Genomic DNA, 16,861 nt, shown 5'->3' with positions numbered 1-16,861 from the left:
GCCGAACGGCGACCGGTCCAAGGGAAGTAACCCGCGCCCCGATCGGCCCGGAAATCGGTGTGGTCGTCCGACCGGGCGCGGCCGCAGTTGCGCGGCATCTCGCGTGGCGGCGTGCCGGGGCCCTGGAATGCGGAACGGCACCGCCCCCAAGGGGCGGCGCCGTGAATGTCAAGGGTCGGTGGGGGTGGCCGCCTCACGGCGGAAGGCACACTGTGGCTCCGGCCGAACCGGTATTCCACGGAGGCAATGGTTGGGCCCGGGGGCACACCCTAACCGACACCGGATCACAACCCGGGGCGCCGGCGGATCATTCCCGACGCCCGGTCGCGTGGTGCGCCACGGGGCTCAGCCGGCGTCGGGGCCCTTGCTCTGGGCGATGAAACCGGCCAGGAGTTCGATGATGCGGGCGTTTCCGCTGCGGACCTCGACGGCGAGCGCGTCGATCTTCTGGTCGACGTTGCCGACCTCGAGGTGGAGGGTGGTCAGCTCGCTCTTGACGATGCCGAACTCGCGACTGTTCTGGGCCTGGGCAGCCTCGACGAGTCGGGTGAGCGCGGCGAACTCGTTCCGCCCGATCGGGTCTTCGGGCATGTCGGTCGATCCTTCCGGTCGTCGGCCCCAGTATGGCGGGGGTGCCGGTGCGCCGAACGGGTGCCCGCGATCGGCGCGGATCGCCAGGCGGGTCGTCCGCATCGACGACCCCGTCGACATGAACGAGGAGACCGCCCTGGCCTGGGCCGCCAAGGCCGTCCGGACCAAAGGCGGCCACCGCGTCCTCGACTGGATCCCCGGCCCCGCCACCGAGCCCGGCGCGACGGCACTGTACGGCTCCGGCATCCCGCGGTAGCCCCGCCTCGCCGTCCTGTCGGGACCGTCACCCCCGCTCACCGAATCCGGACCCCTGCTGTAGGAGGGGCGGCACAGGCCAGGGCTGCAATCGACCGAGTGCGCCCCGTCGCACGTCGCACCCGCAGGTCAACCGGTCGCGTCCACCACATCCGGGCCGTCCTCCAACCCCGCGAGGAACGCCGCCGCACCTGCGGCCTCTGCGGCGCCGATCCGCCGGTAGACAGCCACCGCCGCCCGCAGGTCCGCCAGCCCACCGCCGCGGTCCCCGGTGGCCGCCAGCGCGCGGCCCGCGCCCTCCAGCGCCCGCGCCTCGTCCACCGGACTCCCCGCTGCCCGGGCCAGCCGGCGAGCCTCCCGAAACACCGCCAACGCCTCCCCGGGACCGGCCGACAGTGCCGGCAACGCACCGGTGCTGTTCAACACCTCGGCCTCTCCTTGCGGATTGCCGACCTCTCGCACCAGCACCAACGAGCGCTGCAGCAGGTGAGCGGCGGTCACGTAGTCCCCGGTCACCGTTCGCATCCGCCCCAGGTCCTGAAGGGCTTCGGCCTGCCCGAGGCGGTTGCCGAGGTCGGTGTACAGGGCGTGGGCGCGGTGCAGCGCCTCGGCCGCCCCCGGAAAGTCCCCGATCACCGTTCGCACCCGTCCCAGTCCCCACAAGGTGTTGGCTTGGCCGAGGCGGTTACCGAGGTCGGTGTGCAGGTCCAGGGAGCGCGCGAAGAGGTCGGCGGCGGCCGGGTAGTCCCCGGTGACCTGCCGCACCCGGCCTATCTCGTGGAGGGCGTTGGCCTGCCCGAGGCGGTTGCCGAGTTCGGTGTACAGGTCCAAGGAGCGCTGCAACTGGTCGACGGCGGCCGGGTAGTCCCCAGTGGCCAACTCAACCCGGCCCAGCTCGGAGAGGGCATTGGCCTGCCCGACGCGGATGCCGAGGTCGGTGTACAGGTCCAAGGCCTGCTGCAACTGGTCGCCGGCGGCCGGGTAGTCCCCGGTGACCTGCCGCACCCGGCCTATCTCGTGACGTGCATTGGCTTGGCCGAGGCGGTTGCCGAGTTCGGTGTACAGGTCCAGGGAGCGCTGCAACTGGTCGGCGGCGGCTGGGTAGTCCCCGGTGACCTGCCGCACCGGCTCATCTCGTGGAGGGCGTGGGCCTGGCCGAGGCGGTCGCCAAGGTCGGTGTACAGGTCCAAGGAGCGCTGCAGCTGATCGGTGGCGGCCGGGAAGTCCCCGGTGTACAGCCGCACCCTGCCCATCTCGTGGAGGGCATCGGCCTGCCCAAGGCGGTCGCCGAGGTCGGTGCACAGCTCCAGGGAGCGCGCGAAGAGGTCGGCGGCGACCGGGAAATCCCCGGTGTACAGCCGCACCCGGCCCGTCCGGCCCCGGAAACTCGGGCCTCGCCCGTCAGGGCCCGGGCGTGAACGACGAGTAGTCCTTCACTATGTCGCCGGCTTCGAAATGTCGCCGGCTTCGAACCCGGATGCGAAAACGCGTGTCCGGGCCGGTCCGGGGATCGGCCTGTGCGGACCCACTCTGAACGTGGCGGCGTCGACGTCGTCCACGCGGGCATAGACCTGCTGGATCATTCACAGGGCCACAAAGTCGCGGGCGCGCGACGTCGGTGTCGACGAGTGCGGCGACGTGATTCCGGCGGAACACGCCGCGGGCAGCAGGGTGTCCCCGCCGTGGTCGCCGTAGCCGACGAGCAGTGTGCGCACATCAGTGTGGTGGGTCGTGGCGGGTCAGGGTGATGCCGAGTCCGGTGGCGGCGGCTCGGACGTGTGTTGCGAATCGTTCGGGTCGGAACCTGCCGGTGGGTCCGGCCACACTGATCGCGGCGAGTGCTTCGTGGTCGGGGCCCAATACCGGTGCGGCGACGCACATGAGTCCGACGGTCGACTCCTCCCGTTCGAACGCGACGCCCGTCTCGACGGTCTGGCGCAGGTGGCGTCGCAGGATGCCGGGCGCCACCACGGTTCGCGGGGTGCGCCGTTCGAGCGGCCCGGCCAGTACCTCGTTGCGCAACTCGTCGTCGGCGTGTGCGAGGAGCGCCTTGCCGATGGCGGTGCAGTGCATCGGCATGCGCCCGCCGGCGCGCGAGGGTGACCTGGCCTGGTCGTGGCCGCCGATCTTGGCGACGTAGACGACATCGTGCCCTTCGCGCACTCCGAGGTGGACCGTCTCGTGGGTGCGTTCGTACAGGTCCTGGAGGAAGGGCGTCGCCACCTCCAGCAGGCTGCGTTCCGGCGCCGCGAGCATCCCGAGCTCGAAGAGGCCGCCGCTGGGGCGATAGCCACCCTCCACCCGGTCGAGGAGACGGTTGTCGACGAGGGCTCCCGTCAGCCGGTGAACGGTCGCCTTGTGCAGGCCCGTGCGCCGTACGAGTTCCGCGAGGGCGACGGCCCGGTCGTCGGGCCGGAAGGCGCGCAGGATGGTGACCGCCTTGCCGAGAACCGTGTCGAGACCGGCCGCGTCCGTCATCGGCCCAGCGTATCGCTGAGCGAGACGAAATGCTGGTTCGACGGGTGCCCCGGGCGCACAGTGAGGCGGTGACCATGAACCGAGCGCTCGCCACCGCGAGCACTTCCGACACCGCCCGGGCGGTCGCGCGGCTTGCCGGGGCGTCCGCGTCCGGCGTGCCGTGCGCGCCCGTACGAGACCTGATCGGCCGGGACGACCTGGCCGCCGCGTACGCCGTGCAGGCCGCGCTCACCGAACGTCGACTGTCCGCCGGGGCCCGGGTCGTGGGCCGCAAGATCGGCCTGACCTCGGTGGCGGTGCAGCGTCAGCTCGGCGTCGACCGACCCGACTTCGGCGTCCTCTTCGACGACATGGCGTGTGCGGACGGCGGCACGATCCGGGGCGGGCAGGTGCTTCAACCCCGGGTGGAGGCGGAGGTCGCGTTCGTGCTCGGCGCCGACCTGACCGACGGCGCGCTCGACACCGCGCAGGTCCGGGACGCGATCGAGTACGGCGTCGCCGCGCTGGAGGTATGCGGCAGCCGGGTCGCCGGCTGGGACATCAGCCTCGGCGACACCGTCGCCGACAACGCGTCCGCGGGCGCCTATGTGCTCGGGGAGCGTCGGCGCACGCTCGACGAGACCGAGCCCGTGGACGTCGTGATGTCGATGAGCGTCAACGGTGCGGAGGTCGCCACCGGGAAGGGGGCGGACTGCCTCGGCGACCCGGTCGAGGCCGTCGCGTGGCTGGCCCGCACGGCCCACGACCTCGGCGATCCGCTGCGCGCGGGGCAGGTCGTCCTGTCCGGCGCGCTCGGTCCGATGCGGCCCGTGTCGCCCGGTGACACGGTCACCGCCACGTTGTCCGGCTTCGGCACCGTAACGGTGCACTTCGGCGAGGAAGAGGTCTCATGAGCAGGACCAAGGTCGCGATCATCGGGTCGGGCAATATCGGGACCGACCTGATGATCAAGGTGCTGCGTGGCGCGCAGCACCTCAAGATGGGTGCCATGGTCGGCATCGACGCCGGATCCGACGGTCTGGCCCGTGCCGCGCGGCTCAGCGTCCCGGTCACGCACGAGGGCGTGGAGGGGCTGATCTCGATGCCCGGCTTCGACGGGATCGACATCGTCTTCGACGCGACCTCGGCCAAGGCGCACGAGGCGAACGCCGCCAGGCTGATTCCGCTCGGCAAGCGGCTGATCGACCTCACGCCGGCGGCGATCGGACCGTACGTGGTCCCCGCGGTGAACCTCGGCGAGCACCTCGACGCGCCCGTCGTCAACATGGTCACGTGCGGCGGCCAGGCCACCATCCCGATCGTCGCCGCGGTCGGCCGCGTCGTGCCCGTCGAGTACGCCGAGATCGTCGCGTCGATCGCCTCGAAGTCGGCGGGCCCCGGCACCCGCGCCAACATCGACGAGTTCACCGAGACCACGTCGGCCGCCATCGAGCGGGTCGGCGGGGCGCGCCGCGGCAAGGCGATCATCGTCCTCAACCCGGCCGAGCCGCCACTGATGATGCGGGACACGGTGTTGTGCCTCGTCACGGCCCCGGACTCGGCCGTTCGGGAGGAGATCCGGGACTCGGTCGTAAAGATGGTCGCCGACGTCGCCGCGTACGTTCCCGGCTACCGGCTCAAGCAGCAGGTACAGATCACCGAGATCCCCGACGACCAGCCCGTCGGCACCCTCCTCGTCGCCGACGCCGCCCGACCCACCCACCAGGTTTCGGTGTTCCTGGAGGTCGAGGGCGCCGCGCACTACCTCCCGGCCTACGCCGGCAACCTCGACATCATGACCTCCGCCGCCCTGCGGGTCGCAGAGCGCATCGCGGCAGGAAAGGAAGGCCGTTGATGGGCACGCCGATCTTCATCGAGGACGTCACGCTGCGCGATGGCATGCACGCCATGCGCCACAGGATCGATTCGGACGACGTCAAGCGCATCGTCACCGCACTCGACGCGGCCGGGGTCGACGCGATCGAGGTCGCGCACGGAGACGGCCTCGCGGGAGGGTCGCTCACCTACGGCCCCGGATCGCACACCGACTGGGAGTGGATCGAGGCCGCAGCCTCCGTGATCGAGCGCGCCCGCCTCACCACGCTGTTGTTGCCGGGCATCGGCACCGTGCACGAGTTGAAGCGGGCGTACGAACTCGGGGTCCGCTCCGTCCGAGTCGCCACCCACTGCACCGAGGCGGACATCTCCGCGCAGCACATCGACGCTGCCCGATCACTCGGCATGGACGTGTCGGGGTTCCTGATGCTCTCGCACATGGCGCCGCCCGAGGAACTGGCCGGACAGGCCAAGCTGATGGAGTCCTACGGCGCGCACTGCGTCTACGTCACCGACTCCGGCGGCCGGCTCACCATGAACGACGTGGCGGCGCGGGTGCGTGCCTACCGGGACGTGCTGGACGCCGAGACCGAGATCGGCATCCACGCCCACGAGAACCTGTCCCTGTCGGTCGCCAACTCCGTCGTCGCGGTCGAGAACGGTGTCCGCCGGGTCGACGCCTCCCTCGCGGGCCACGGCGCGGGAGCCGGCAACTGTCCACTGGAGGCGTTCGTCGCGGTCGCCAACGTCTCGGGCTTCGAGCACGGCTGCGATCTGTTCCGCCTCCAGGACGCCGCCGACGACATCGTGCGTCCGCTTCAGGACCGCCCGGTGCGCGTGGACCGGGAGACGCTCACCCTCGGATACGCGGGCGTCTACTCCTCGTTCCTGCGGCACGCGGAGGCCGCCTCCGCGCGGTACGACATCGACGTGCGCGACCTACTCATGGAGTGCGGTCGCCGCCGACTCGTCGGCGGGCAGGAGGACATGATCGTCGACATCGCGCTGACCCTCGCGGTCACGCGAGCCGAGCGGCCGACCGGATCCTGAACCGGCGAGGCGCGACGCGACGGAGCCGTTCCAGGGGGAACGCCCCTGGGACGGCTCCGTCGATTCCGCCGCTCTCGGTAGCGGTAGCGGTAGCAGTAGCAGTAGCGGTAGCGCGACGTGCCGAGCCGGGGGTAGCCGCTGTCAAGGAGTCTCGTCTCTGTGCCGACCGCACCACCGCCGCCGTCGACGTCTCCTCGGGCAGGTCGAACAGCCATTGGTCGGTGGGCTGTTCGGCCTCCTCCGGCCACGCCGTGAACAGGCCAGCCCCGGGCAGGACAGGGACCCACGACCGGCCCTCCGCCCTCGGCCGCCTCTCGGACCGGGCGCCGCACCGCCGTCCCGGCCGGTCGTAACCACACCCGCAACCGCTGGGAGCGTGAGCGCATCGCCCCCGCGCGCCGCACCGCCAGGTGACGTCGGCGAAGGCGTCCCGACCGCGCGCCACCGTGAGCGCGACCCCATCCACGGCGGGTTCGCGATATCGCGCCGCCGACCGAGGCCCCTCCCCGATCACGCGAGCGTCGTCCCGACCGCGGCGGCCGGATGGATGACGGCGTCGCCGCAACGCTGGACCACGTGGTCGAGCCCACACTCCGCCAACCCCGCCCGGACCAGCGCGTCCCGCCTGTAGCCGGGCGTCCACCACCGCCACCACCGGCCCACGCGTGCGGACGCACCAACGGCGGCAATCGCTACCGCTGCGCCATCCGCCGCCGCACCGGCACCCGACACCCGCTGAGGTATTCGTCGAGCGCGGGGGCAGGGGAGCGCACGGCGTCGGGCAGTTCCCGGAACCCACGCGTCCGTCACGGATGTCTCCGACCTACACCCCCACCCCCGGCGGTGCCGAGCCCCCATCGGCAACCAAGTCGGCGAGCCTCCGCGCGATGGTCGAACCGGGCTCCACCACGTGGATGAACAGGCTCAGGCCCGGGTCGTGTGTGACGTCGAGGCGCTCGTAGACGAGCTTGAGGTCGCCGATGGCCGGATGGTTCACATGCACGTCGCCCGAGCGGTGGTGGCTGATGTTGTGATCGCCCCAGCGGGACCTGAACTCCGTGCTGCGCGAGTTGAGGTCGAGGATGAGCCCGGAGAGTTCGCGATCGTCGGGATGACGTGTGGCGTACCACCGCAGCGCTCCCACCGTTTCGTCGGCAACCTGCTCCCATTGGCACTGGAAGCCTCGGCTGACCGGGTCGAGGAAGATGAAGCGCGCCCGGTTGCCCTTGTCTTCGGGGTTGCCGAGGAGGGGCGCGTAGAGCGCGCGGGCTTCGCGGTTCCCGGCGAGGAAGTCCATGCGGTAGTTGGTGATCCACGCCGGCAGCGGACTGAGCGCGTCGGTGATCACGTTCAGTTCCGGGCGTACGGCATCGCCGTGGTGATCCTGGGCTCCGGTGGCCGTCGGAACCTTCGCCGCGGAGTGCGCGAGGTCGTGGAGGTGCGTGGCCTCGAGATCGTTGAGGTCGAGGGCGCGCGCGATGGCGGCCAGCACCGTCTCGGAGACACGCACTTTCCGGCCGCGTTCGAGGCGGGCGTAGTACTCGACGCTGATGCCGGCGAGCGTGGCCACCTCTTCCCGTCGGAGGCCGGGTACTCGCCGCCCGATGCCGGTCGCGCCGCCGAATCTCGTCGGGTTCACGCGTGCGCGGCGGGAGCGGAGGAAACTTCCCAGCTCGCTGTCTTCAGGTGCCATGGTCCGAAACTGTACGCCCGGACCGGCCGGCGGAACACGTACTGCCAGTACGCGTTACGTGGACCGCGTAACGACCGGCTCTGCCACGTCGCGGGCTATTCCCCGAAACTGAATCCATTCGGTTCTCGGTGTTTCCGGTGCGGCAACCACAACCGCCTCGGCGCCTGAACCGACGAGATCCGTCTGCATGCGAGATCCGGATGCCGACCGCGGTCCACACGATCCGCACAACGATCGAATGCGTCCCGGATCCTCGGCGCAAGGAAAGAACACAGTCTTCGCCGAGCGAGATCTCGAAGTGAGTACACATGACATCAATCGCAGAAACGCGCGGGCAAAGCGTGGACCGTTCGTCGCACTTTCGTGCGCGGCGGCCGGCACACGTCGACCTGCTCCGGGCGAACCTCGTGAACGTCGGCGCCTTCGATCGCGAGATCGCGGGTGTCGGTGTGAACCATCGCAACGGCGAACGCGGGTTCCTGCACACGAACGGCGACACCCAGCACGCTCTCGGATCGCTCGACGCGAGCCCGCAGGCCGTTCCCGGCCGCACCGCCTCGCATTCGGGCCCGAGGCCGGACCGTCCCTCGCGGCTGCCACGGCGAGGTTCGGACCTGTGTGACAGCCCGATCCCGATGCGACTGTCTCGAAGGGAGACAAACCGATGACCACGCAGGCAGAACGCCCGACGCCGGCCCGCGACGAGCACACGCGCACCTCGCCGATGCTCGTGCCCCGGCGGAACTACACCGATCCCGGCCTCTACGAGGAGGAGCGGGTCAAGATCTTCCGGCGTACCTGGCAGCTCATTTGCCACACCTCCGAGCTCCCCGAGGTGGGCAGCTACCGGACGGCCAGGATCGCCGGGGAACCGGTTGCGGTATGGCGCGGCACCGACGGGGTCATTCGCGGATTCCACAACGCGTGCACCCACCGCGGAGTCGAGGTACTCCTCGGCGCCAAGGGCACGTGCCCGGGTTCGGTGAAGTGCATGTATCACGCCTGGGCTTTCAGCGACAAAGGCGACCTCGTCGGCGTGCCGTTCCCGCGCGCCTATGGTGAGGGCCTCGACAAATCCGAGTACGGCCTGACGCCGGTCAAGGTCGCGGAGTTCGCCGGACTCGTTTTCGCCGCCATCGACCCGGCCGTCGAGAACTTCGAGGACTACCTGGGCGAAGCGGCGCGGTACCTCCGGGAATTCATGGCCGATACCGAGGTCATCGGCCGCGCCCGATGGGACTACCCGGGCAATTGGAAGCTCTGGACCGACAACTTCCGGGACAACTATCACCCGCAGTTCCTGCACCGCATGATCGCCGACGGCCGCGGCGGCATGCAGCCCGGCAAGAATTACGAGCTGGCCAGCGGCCACTCGATGCTCACGTTCCCGGCGTACGGCGGCTTCAACATCGAGAAGTACGCCGCCGGCCTCTCCTCCGAGCTGGGCGAGACGCTCACGCTGAAGGTCGAGGACTCGGCCAGTCGCGGCCATACCGATGAGGAGCAGGAAGCCCGACTCGCGGCGTGGGAGCGGGACGTCCGACACGGCAACACGATCTTCGCGGTCTTCCCGAACTTCGACCTGCAGTACGACGCGGACGGCAGCAGCATCTTCCTGGAGGTGGCGACTCCGCTCGGTCTGGACAGCACGGTCGTGGAGCTGATCATCCTGGGCAAGGTCGGCGAGTCGGCGGCGGAGCGCAAGCGCCGCCTGGAGACCGGCGCCGATTCCCAGGGCTCCTGGGGCAAGATCTCCGCCGACGACCTGGAGGCGGCGGTACGCGCCCAGAGCGGACTGCAGGGCAGCAGCCTCGCGACCTCCCACATGGGCCGCGGTCTCAAGCCGGGCAAGGTCGGCGACAAGTTCGACGAGTACTCGCTGCGGTGCTTCCACAAGCTCTGGAACTCCTACATCAACGAGGAGCCCATCGTGTTGGAGAAAGGGTTCGTTCATGAGTGAGCAGCAGGTATCCGAGCACGAGGTCGTGCAGCCACAGACCGCGCCGACCACCGGCACGCGTACGTACGATCCGGTCCTGATGGAGCGGGTGCGTGCCTTCTACGCCGACTGGGCGGCGTGCCTGGACGAGGACCGGTACCGCGACTGGCTGGGGTTCTTCCACTCGAACGCCGAGTACTCCGTGACGGATCGGGAGAACGCGGACACGGGCCTGTACCTGACGAAGGAGCGAGGGCTCGTCGCGCTCCAGGTCCGGGCGGCCTACCTCTCCGGGTACTGGCGCATGCAGCGGAAGCCTCGAGTCCACCTGATCGGCAACCTGCGCGTCTTCGTCGAGGGTGACGGCACTCTCAACGTGAAGGCGAACGTGGTGTTGGTGCGTACCGGCCTCGACGGACACTCCCAGGTCCACGCCGCCGGCACCTACGACGACCTCCTGGCCGGCAAGGGCGAGGGTTTCGAGATTCTCCGCCACGCGGTGGTGCTCGACGCCGATGTGCAGCCCTATGACATGACCGACATCGTCTGATCGTTGGATTGGATAGGGGACTCGTCGTGAAGCAAGACCGATTTATCCGCGCACTCGGTTACGTCGGATTCACCAGCGCCCGACTCGAGGACTGGCGAACATTCGGCACCGGCATTCTCGGACTCCAGGACGTATCCGCGCCCGACGCGGCGGAGACGGAACTGCGCCTGCGCATGGACGAGCGCTCGTGGCGGATCGCCGTCGCGGCGGGCGCCGAGGAGGGGCTCGCATACCTCGGCTGGGAGACCGCGTCACCCGAGGCACTCGCCGCGCTGGTCGACCATCTCACGACGCACGGCTTCGACGTGGTCGAGGAGACGCCGGAGTCGGCTCGGCATCGTGGGGTCGCGGAGCTTTACAGCAGCCACGATCCGGACGGCAACCGGATGGAGTTCTACTGGGGTCCGAGCGCCGATCCGGATCCGTTCCACTCACCCGAGGGAGTGGAGTTCGTCGCCGGCGCGCTCGGGGTGGGCCACATCGTGCTCCGCACCGTCGAGTTCGATGCCTGCAACGCGTTCTACCGCGACGTCCTCGGATTCGGGCTCAGCGACTACGTGATCATGCCGCCTCGGCTGATCAACTTTCTGCACGTCAACGAGCGCCATCACAGTCTCGCCCTGATCCAGGGCGACCCCGCGGCGCCCTCGGTCAGCCACCTGATGCTCGAGCCGACCCGCGTCGACATGGTCGGCCGGGCGATGGATCGTGTATTCGCCTCGGGCGCCAAGCCGATCGTCGGACTCGGTCGGCACGTCAACGACCGGATGATCTCGTGCTACCTCCAGACGCCGTCCGGCTTCAGGCTCGAATACGGCGCCGGCGGTCTGCTGATCGACCCCGCGACGCATGTCTCCACCCACAACACCGGCGACAAGGTGTGGGGACACCAGAGTTACTGACCGACTCGGCGGGTCGATCGTCGAATTCTCGCAGTAAGGGAGGCGGACCGATGTCCGTGAACAGCATGTGGAACGACCTCGCCGGTGCCTCGGTGGGGTACCGAGGCAAGGAGTTCAAGACCCGTGTCATCGAGGCCGGCGAGGGGGAGCCGCTCATCCTCATGCACGGGAACGGCGGCCACGCCGAGGCCTACAGCCGCAACGTCATGCGGTTGAGCAAGCATTTCCATGTCATCGCCATCGACCTGCTGTGGCACGGCTTCTCCTTGGGCCGTCCGTTCACCACCGAGATGGTGCCGACCTACGCCGAACAGGTCGTCGACCTGATGGACTCGATCGGCGCCGACACCGCCCACTTGGAGGGCGAGTCCTTGGGCGGCTGGGTGAGCATGTGGATGGCACTGCACCACCCCGACCGCGTCGGACGGATCATCCTCAACACGACCGCCGGTGCCGCGGTCGAGGAAGGGCAGGTCACGCAGGAGCAACTCGCGGCGGGTGACGCCCTTCGGGCGCGCTCGCTCGCCGCGATCGGCGACCCGACCCGCGAGACGGTCCGCAAGCGGCTCGAGTGGCTGATGGCCGAGCCGGACCGCGTCACCGAGGAACTCGTCACGCTGCGGCAGTTCTTCTACCAGCGCCCCGAGACCCGCGAGGGCCTCGTCAACGTCATGCGGAACAGCTTCCGGTCCGACTCTCCACACCGCATCACCCCGCAGATGCTCGGCCGGATCCGACAGCCGACGCTGGTGCTCTGGAGCGACCACAACCCCGGCACGGGACCGGAGTTCGGCCGCAAGCTCGCCTCGCTCATCCCCGATGCGCAGTACTCCTGCATCGCGGACGCCGGCCACTGGCCGCAGTGGGAGAAGCCCGAGGAGCACGACTCGATCGTCACCGAGTTCCTCCGCGCCTGACCACCGCGTCCGACCACCGACCGGACTCGCCGGAGGCTCCGGACACGTCGTCGGCCGAGGAGCACACGCCGCCGACCCGGACCGGTCCGGACCCGCCGATGGGGCAACGCCCGCGCCGCCGGGCCACGTCGTTCTTCGGGCGCAACAAGAGCGGTGCCAACGCCGGAAGTTCGACGTGGCCCGGCGGCGACGTCCGCATCGACATGCCTCCGCGAAGCAGCCGCCGGTTCCCGAGTTCGAGTGGGCGACCGTGTCGTGCCGGCGTCGTAGGTGTCGAAGCGCATCCGGTTCCGGTGTGCCGGCCACTTCCGGGCGATGGAGGGTGGTACCGACTCCGACCGGGTCTCCTTCCTGCACGACGACGCCGCGTTGCGGCGGCCGGATCGATACGGGCCCCGCGCAGCAGGACTTCGGGACGACGAGGCGTGACACCTCGCTCCGCTTCATCCTTCGGGCGGAGAGTCCGCGCGCGGGCCCCGTCACAGGCACCACATCGCGCGTCGTCGACGGCGGCTCGATCCCATCGGTGTGACCTTCCGAGCAGAGAAGAGGAGGAAAGAATCATGCAGTTGTTGGTGAGACAGGTCCGATGGGAGGCCGTGGGGGTCGTCTCCCTCGTCCTGGTGGATCCGATCGGGCAGGACCTGCCCGGATGGCAACCGGGAGCCCACATCGACCTGGCGGTCGGCGGCGGCTCGGTCCGGCAGTATTCGCTGTGCGGTGACCCGGACGACCGGAAGTCCTACCGCATCGGCGTCCTGCGGGAGGCCGACGGCCGAGGCGGTTCCCTGTTCATCCACGACCGGTTGCGCGTCGGCGCACCGATCGAGGTGGCGGGTCCCCGCAACCACTTCCCGTTCGACCCGCCTTCCCGCATCCGCTTCGTGGCCGGCGGCATCGGCATCACCCCGCTGATACCGATGATCCGGGAAGCGGAGCGGCGTCAACTGGACTGGGAACTCACCTACGGCGGCCGCAGCCGGGCCTCGATGGCGTTCCTCGACGAGCTCGACTCCTCGCGGGTGCACGTGCATCCCACCGACGAGGTCGGGCCGATCGACCTCGACACGGCACTCGGCGACCCCCGCGAGGACACGGCGATCTACACCTGTGGCCCGGGTTCGCTCCTGGACGCCGTCGAGGAGCGGGCCTCCTCCTGGCCGCGGGGCGCGCTCCACCTGGAGCGCTTCTCGGCTCCGCCCGCCGCCGAACCCGTGGCCGGCGACGTCCCGTTCGAGGTCGTCGCCAAGCGCAGCGGGGTCACGGTGACCGTGCCCGCCGACGGGACCATCCTCAAGGCACTCGACGACGCGGGCGTGAGCACGATGAGCTCCTGCTCCGAAGGCATCTGCGGCGCCTGCGAGACGCTCGTGGTTGAGGGCACGCCCGACCACCGCGACCACGTCCTCGGAGAGGAGGACAAGGCAAGCGGCGAATACGTCATGATCTGCGTCTCGCGCGCCTGCACCAAACGACTCGTCCTCGACATCTGAGTCCGAATCGCCGCACCGACCGGATGATCCGCCGCGAGGTTTCCGGCGTCCGAATTCTCGCGTTCGTATCCGTACCCTCGTCCCGGCAGCCGTTCGAGCATGGATGGTGGGCGTCGCGGCCCGTGTCGCGCGTCCTGCCCCCGCCCCTCCCGCAGCCCATCCCGGAGGGACATCCGCCCCCGCCTTCGCCGAACCCTCGCGGTGGCGGAGCGGGCGCCTCATGCCGCTCCCGACCCTGGTCGGCACACCGCACGCTGCGCAGGCCGAACAATGCCCAGGGGGCCTGTCGGGTGGCGTCGGTGAGGGCTGTGCGCTCTCACCCCTGCTCGGTCGCATGGCATCCGGCGAGACCAACGGGCTCGATCCGGAGCAAACCGGCCGACGGATCGTCGACCTCGTGCTCGACGGCGCGTCGGCCGCACCGAGCCGACGATCCGCGGCCTGGGCGATGCGGGCGATGCGGGCGATGCGGGCGACGGGACGAACGACCGTGATGTGGCAGGTCGACCGGCCCGCGGCCGCCGTCGGTCGGCGGTCGGAGTCGGGTCAGCCCTTTCCGTGAGCGGAACCGCACCCACAGGATTTGCCTCCGCAGGAAGCACACCCCTACCCGACCACGCCATCCGCACCCACCGCGTACGCGTGCATCCCGGCCGCAGAGGCGACGAAGATGCGATTCTCGGCGGCCGCGAGCGCGACGACCGGCGCGCGTACGGCGATCTCCGCCACGCACCGGAACTCGTCCACGTCCCACAGGCGTACCGTCCGGTCCTTGCTGCCGCTGGCCAGCAGGGTGCGCCCGCCCAGCGGCAGCAGACACAGCCCGCGGACCCACTCCCGATGCCCGGTCAGGACGCGCCGGGTCCGTCCGGTCGTGGGGTCGGTCGCGCCGAGGGGGTGGGAGGACCCCTCGTCGATCGAGCCCCGCCGCGCTGCTGGGCAACCCGGTCGAGGACAAGCTGCTGCGATGCCGCAGACTCCGCGTCGACGCAACCGTGATCGAGGCCGACATCGACCACCCCACGGACGCCGACCTGCCGGCGCACGGCGTCCGCAAACTGGGCCGACTCGCCCGGCGGATCAAGGCCGAGGGCGCCACGAGCCGCACCCGGTTCCGCGACCGCGGCCGCTCGGCCGGACGCCGATTGAGGCAGATCTCCCGCGCCCTGCGACGGCGCACCCGCCAAGCGCTGGGCGAGATCGATCGGCTCACCGATGAGATGGCCACCAGCCGGCCACCGCATCTCGTGCTCGCATTCCCGGCCTCCCTTTCACGGGCCCAATTCGCACTCCGCGCTCGGGGTCGGGCCCGCGCCCGTGCCTGTGCCCGTGCCCGTGCCCAGGGCACGTTGAGGGCTGCGGAACGTGGCCGAGACGCCAGGGGACGGGAGGGTTGGTTCCGCCTTGGCGTAACCGACGCGATCAAGCATTCGCGCTACCGCGGGGAGTGCTCGGCGGCGGAGTATTCGGTGGAACAGCGCCGGCGGCGCTAGTCTTTGGTGTCGTGCAGGAGACGCGCCTCGACACTGCTCGGATCCGGGCCGCTCGCCGATTGATCGACCCGATTTTTCTCGACACTCCGCTCTACCGCTGCGAGGCGCTGGAGCCCGGCCTCGGGTGCAGGGTGAGCATCAAGCTCGAAACGGCGAACCCGGTCCGCAGCTTCAAGGCCCGCGGCACCGAGGTGGTCGCGAGCCTGCTCCCCGACAATGGTCCGCGAGCCGTGGTGTGCGCCAGCGCGGGCAACCTTGGCCAAGCCCTTGCCTGGTCCGGTCGCGGCCGAGGGCTCGACGTGACCGTCGTGGCATCCCGCTTTGCGACTGTGGCCAAGCTTGATCGCATCCGCGCGTTGGACGCCAGGTTGGAGCTGGTGGACGGCGACCACGAGTTGGCTCGCGAGCGGGCGGCGGCTATCGCGCGGTACGACGGCATCCGGCTGGTCGAAGACAGTCTGGACATCGAGACCTGCGAGGGCGCGGCGACCGTCGGCCTGGAACTGGTCGACACCGCACAGACGTTCGACACCGTCCTGATTGCTCTCGGAGGCGGGGCGCTGGCCACCGGCGTGGGTCATGTGGTGAAAGCCTTGGTACCCGAAGTCGAGGTGATCTGCGTCCAGCCGCTGGGCGCACCGGCGATGACCCACTCGTGGCACCAACGACGTGTCGTCACCACCGACTCGACCGACACCATCGCCGACGGCGTCGCCGGCCGGCGTCCCATCCCGGCCGTCTTGGACGATCTCCTCCTCGTCGCTGACGACGCCGTCCTGGTCCGGGAGGCGTCGATCATCGCCGGTATGCGGATGCTCCTCGACCACGCCGGCCTCGTCGTCGAACCGTCGGCCGCGCTCGGCATCGCAGCTGTCCTCGAAGACCGTGACCGCTTCGCCGGCCGACACGTAGTCACCATCGTGTGCGGCAGCAACGTCGACGTGGACGCCTATCACCGCTGGGTCGGTGCGGCTCCCATCCATAGGTCTTGACAATTGCTCCGACGGCCCCGGACGGTGGTTGTGTCATGGTCGGCTACGGATGGTCGCCTGATTGATGCCCGCGCGGCGTGATCGTCTCCACGAGTCGTGTCAGTGGGATGAAGCTGCCGCCGGTTCCGAGTTCTTGCGGCGTCGGGTCGGCAGACGTGGGGAGGCCGGCGAGTGCGACGACAGCTTCGCGGTCGCCTCCCAGAGCTTCTCGCCACCAGTCGCTGGGCGCCGTCCTGACCGCTCGGCACCCGGCTCCCCGCCGCCCGACGGCTCTACCTCACGGCCACGCCTCGGGTCTGGGAGCCTCCTGGGAACAGCGCCTACAGCGAAGCCGCCACGGCGGACAGCGACACCGAACTCCCCGGCCCTCGCCGAGGACGACGCGTGGGAGGACCCCGACCTCGACGACCGGGACGACACCACCGACGAGGGTGGGCCGGCCGAGGCAAGGGACGAAGCCCAAGGCGGTCGGCCGGTCCGCGTACGGGGCGGTCGGCCCGTGCACTCGGCTCTGTCGGCCCGCGGTCGCGTCGATGGACGAGGAGACGATCTCGGTCGAACACGGTGGTGAGGCGCATCAGGTCGAGCTCGGGGTCGCCCTCGCGAACGCACGGCAGCGGCGGGCCGGCTTCGCGCCGGAGCGGCTCGACGCGCTCTCCGCGCTCGGATGAGGCGGACGTGAGTTCGGGGCAT

20 protein-coding genes and 1 pseudogene are annotated in these 16,861 nt (G+C 70.1%); 13 read left to right on the top strand and 8 right to left on the bottom strand.

Annotated features, from left to right (window positions below; genetic code table 11):
- Positions 1–345: 345 nt before the first annotated feature.
- Positions 346–591 carry a hypothetical protein gene (locus ACIRL2_RS35430; protein WP_402237752.1) on the bottom strand — a complete coding sequence of 82 codons (246 nt, stop codon included), beginning with the start codon at positions 589–591 and terminating at the stop codon, positions 346–348.
- A gap of 118 nt (positions 592–709) precedes the next feature.
- On the opposite strand from ACIRL2_RS35430, the gene ACIRL2_RS35425 reads away from it, so the two are divergent.
- Positions 710–847 (top strand): hypothetical protein, encoded by a 138-nt coding sequence (locus ACIRL2_RS35425; protein WP_395872781.1) that lies wholly within the window; start codon positions 710–712, stop codon positions 845–847.
- Positions 848–975: 128 nt separating this feature from the next.
- Here ACIRL2_RS35425 and ACIRL2_RS35420 read toward each other — a convergent pair whose 3' ends face one another.
- The 4 genes from ACIRL2_RS35420 to ACIRL2_RS35405 form a co-directional block, all read right to left on the bottom strand.
- Positions 976–1,971, bottom strand: a complete 996-nt coding sequence (locus tag ACIRL2_RS35420; RefSeq protein WP_402237748.1) for a tetratricopeptide repeat protein — start codon at positions 1,969–1,971, stop codon at positions 976–978.
- Entirely contained in the window at positions 1,857–2,210 is a 354-nt protein-coding gene (locus ACIRL2_RS35415; protein ID WP_395872779.1) for a tetratricopeptide repeat protein, read from the bottom strand. The genes ACIRL2_RS35420 and ACIRL2_RS35415 overlap by 115 nt, the downstream gene beginning before the upstream one ends.
- A 219-nt stretch (positions 2,211–2,429) precedes the next feature.
- On the bottom strand, positions 2,430–2,561 hold the full coding sequence (locus ACIRL2_RS35410) for a hypothetical protein (protein ID WP_402237745.1): 132 nt from the start codon (positions 2,559–2,561) through the stop codon (positions 2,430–2,432).
- A 1-nt stretch (position 2,562) separates the two neighbouring features.
- Positions 2,563–3,324 carry an IclR family transcriptional regulator gene (locus ACIRL2_RS35405; RefSeq protein WP_402237742.1) on the bottom strand — a complete coding sequence of 254 codons (762 nt, stop codon included), beginning with the start codon at positions 3,322–3,324 and terminating at the stop codon, positions 2,563–2,565.
- A 74-nt stretch (positions 3,325–3,398) separates the two neighbouring features.
- Between ACIRL2_RS35405 and ACIRL2_RS35400 the strand changes: the two genes are divergently transcribed.
- The 3 genes from ACIRL2_RS35400 to dmpG are packed head-to-tail and all read left to right on the top strand — an operon-like array spanning position 3,399 to position 6,189.
- On the top strand, positions 3,399–4,217 hold the full coding sequence (locus tag ACIRL2_RS35400) for a 2-keto-4-pentenoate hydratase (RefSeq protein ID WP_402237848.1): 819 nt from the start codon (positions 3,399–3,401) through the stop codon (positions 4,215–4,217).
- Positions 4,214–5,158, top strand: coding sequence for an acetaldehyde dehydrogenase (acetylating) (locus tag ACIRL2_RS35395; RefSeq protein ID WP_395872777.1), 945 nt, complete (start codon positions 4,214–4,216; stop codon positions 5,156–5,158). Before ACIRL2_RS35400 ends, ACIRL2_RS35395 begins: the two co-directional genes overlap by 4 nt.
- A complete protein-coding gene (dmpG, locus tag ACIRL2_RS35390; RefSeq protein ID WP_402237740.1) occupies positions 5,158–6,189 on the top strand; it encodes a 4-hydroxy-2-oxovalerate aldolase in 1,032 nt (343 codons plus the stop codon). Before ACIRL2_RS35395 ends, dmpG begins: the two co-directional genes overlap by 1 nt.
- 823 nt (positions 6,190–7,012) lie before the next feature.
- On the opposite strand, the gene ACIRL2_RS35385 is transcribed toward dmpG, so the two are convergent.
- Positions 7,013–7,882, bottom strand: coding sequence for a helix-turn-helix transcriptional regulator (locus ACIRL2_RS35385; protein ID WP_402237737.1), 870 nt, complete (start codon positions 7,880–7,882; stop codon positions 7,013–7,015).
- Between the two features lie 314 nt (positions 7,883–8,196).
- Positions 8,197–8,388, bottom strand: coding sequence for a hypothetical protein (locus ACIRL2_RS35380; RefSeq protein WP_402237736.1), 192 nt, complete (start codon positions 8,386–8,388; stop codon positions 8,197–8,199).
- Positions 8,389–8,546: 158 nt separating this feature from the next.
- Between ACIRL2_RS35380 and ACIRL2_RS35375 the strand changes: the two genes are divergently transcribed.
- The 6 genes from ACIRL2_RS35375 to ACIRL2_RS35350 all read left to right on the top strand — a co-directional run bounded on the left by ACIRL2_RS35375 (position 8,547) and on the right by ACIRL2_RS35350 (position 14,245).
- The gene (locus tag ACIRL2_RS35375; protein WP_402237734.1) at positions 8,547–9,842 is read left to right on the top strand and encodes an aromatic ring-hydroxylating dioxygenase subunit alpha; all 1,296 of its coding nucleotides are present in this window, start codon (positions 8,547–8,549) and stop codon (positions 9,840–9,842) included.
- Positions 9,835–10,371, top strand: a complete 537-nt coding sequence (locus ACIRL2_RS35370) for an aromatic-ring-hydroxylating dioxygenase subunit beta (RefSeq protein WP_395872772.1) — start codon at positions 9,835–9,837, stop codon at positions 10,369–10,371. The genes ACIRL2_RS35375 and ACIRL2_RS35370 overlap by 8 nt, the downstream gene beginning before the upstream one ends.
- Before the next feature lie 26 nt (positions 10,372–10,397).
- Positions 10,398–11,273, top strand: coding sequence for a VOC family protein (locus ACIRL2_RS35365; protein WP_402237733.1), 876 nt, complete (start codon positions 10,398–10,400; stop codon positions 11,271–11,273).
- Positions 11,274–11,323: 50 nt separating this feature from the next.
- Entirely contained in the window at positions 11,324–12,190 is an 867-nt protein-coding gene (locus tag ACIRL2_RS35360; RefSeq protein ID WP_402237731.1) for an alpha/beta fold hydrolase, read from the top strand.
- 563 nt (positions 12,191–12,753) lie between these two features.
- Positions 12,754–13,683 carry a PDR/VanB family oxidoreductase gene (locus tag ACIRL2_RS35355; RefSeq protein WP_395872769.1) on the top strand — a complete coding sequence of 310 codons (930 nt, stop codon included), beginning with the start codon at positions 12,754–12,756 and terminating at the stop codon, positions 13,681–13,683.
- A 220-nt stretch (positions 13,684–13,903) separates the two neighbouring features.
- Positions 13,904–14,245, top strand: a complete 342-nt coding sequence (locus ACIRL2_RS35350) for a hypothetical protein (RefSeq protein ID WP_402237729.1) — start codon at positions 13,904–13,906, stop codon at positions 14,243–14,245.
- Between the two features lie 44 nt (positions 14,246–14,289).
- Here ACIRL2_RS35350 and ACIRL2_RS35345 read toward each other — a convergent pair whose 3' ends face one another.
- Positions 14,290–14,676, bottom strand: coding sequence for a hypothetical protein (locus tag ACIRL2_RS35345; RefSeq protein ID WP_395872768.1), 387 nt, complete (start codon positions 14,674–14,676; stop codon positions 14,290–14,292).
- On the opposite strand from ACIRL2_RS35345, the pseudogene ACIRL2_RS35340 reads away from it, so the two are divergent.
- The 3 genes and pseudogenes from ACIRL2_RS35340 to ACIRL2_RS35330 all read left to right on the top strand — a co-directional run.
- Positions 14,610–14,909: pseudogene (locus ACIRL2_RS35340) on the top strand (ISNCY family transposase); the annotation flags it as partial. The gene ACIRL2_RS35345 and the pseudogene ACIRL2_RS35340 sit on opposite strands and share 67 nt — an antisense overlap.
- A gap of 278 nt (positions 14,910–15,187) precedes the next feature.
- Positions 15,188–16,168, top strand: coding sequence for a threonine/serine dehydratase (locus ACIRL2_RS35335; RefSeq protein ID WP_402237846.1), 981 nt, complete (start codon positions 15,188–15,190; stop codon positions 16,166–16,168).
- Between the two features lie 533 nt (positions 16,169–16,701).
- Complete coding sequence (locus ACIRL2_RS35330) at positions 16,702–16,839, top strand: hypothetical protein (protein ID WP_395872766.1); 138 nt, start codon at positions 16,702–16,704, stop codon at positions 16,837–16,839.
- Positions 16,840–16,861 lie beyond the last annotated feature (22 nt).

Origin of the sequence: Embleya sp. NPDC127516 (assembly GCF_044765325.1) — a bacterium.
Lineage (GTDB): Bacteria > Actinomycetota > Actinomycetes > Streptomycetales > Streptomycetaceae > Embleya.
Note: the sequence above shows the minus strand (reverse complement) of the source record. Positions and strands in the feature narration are given on the sequence as shown.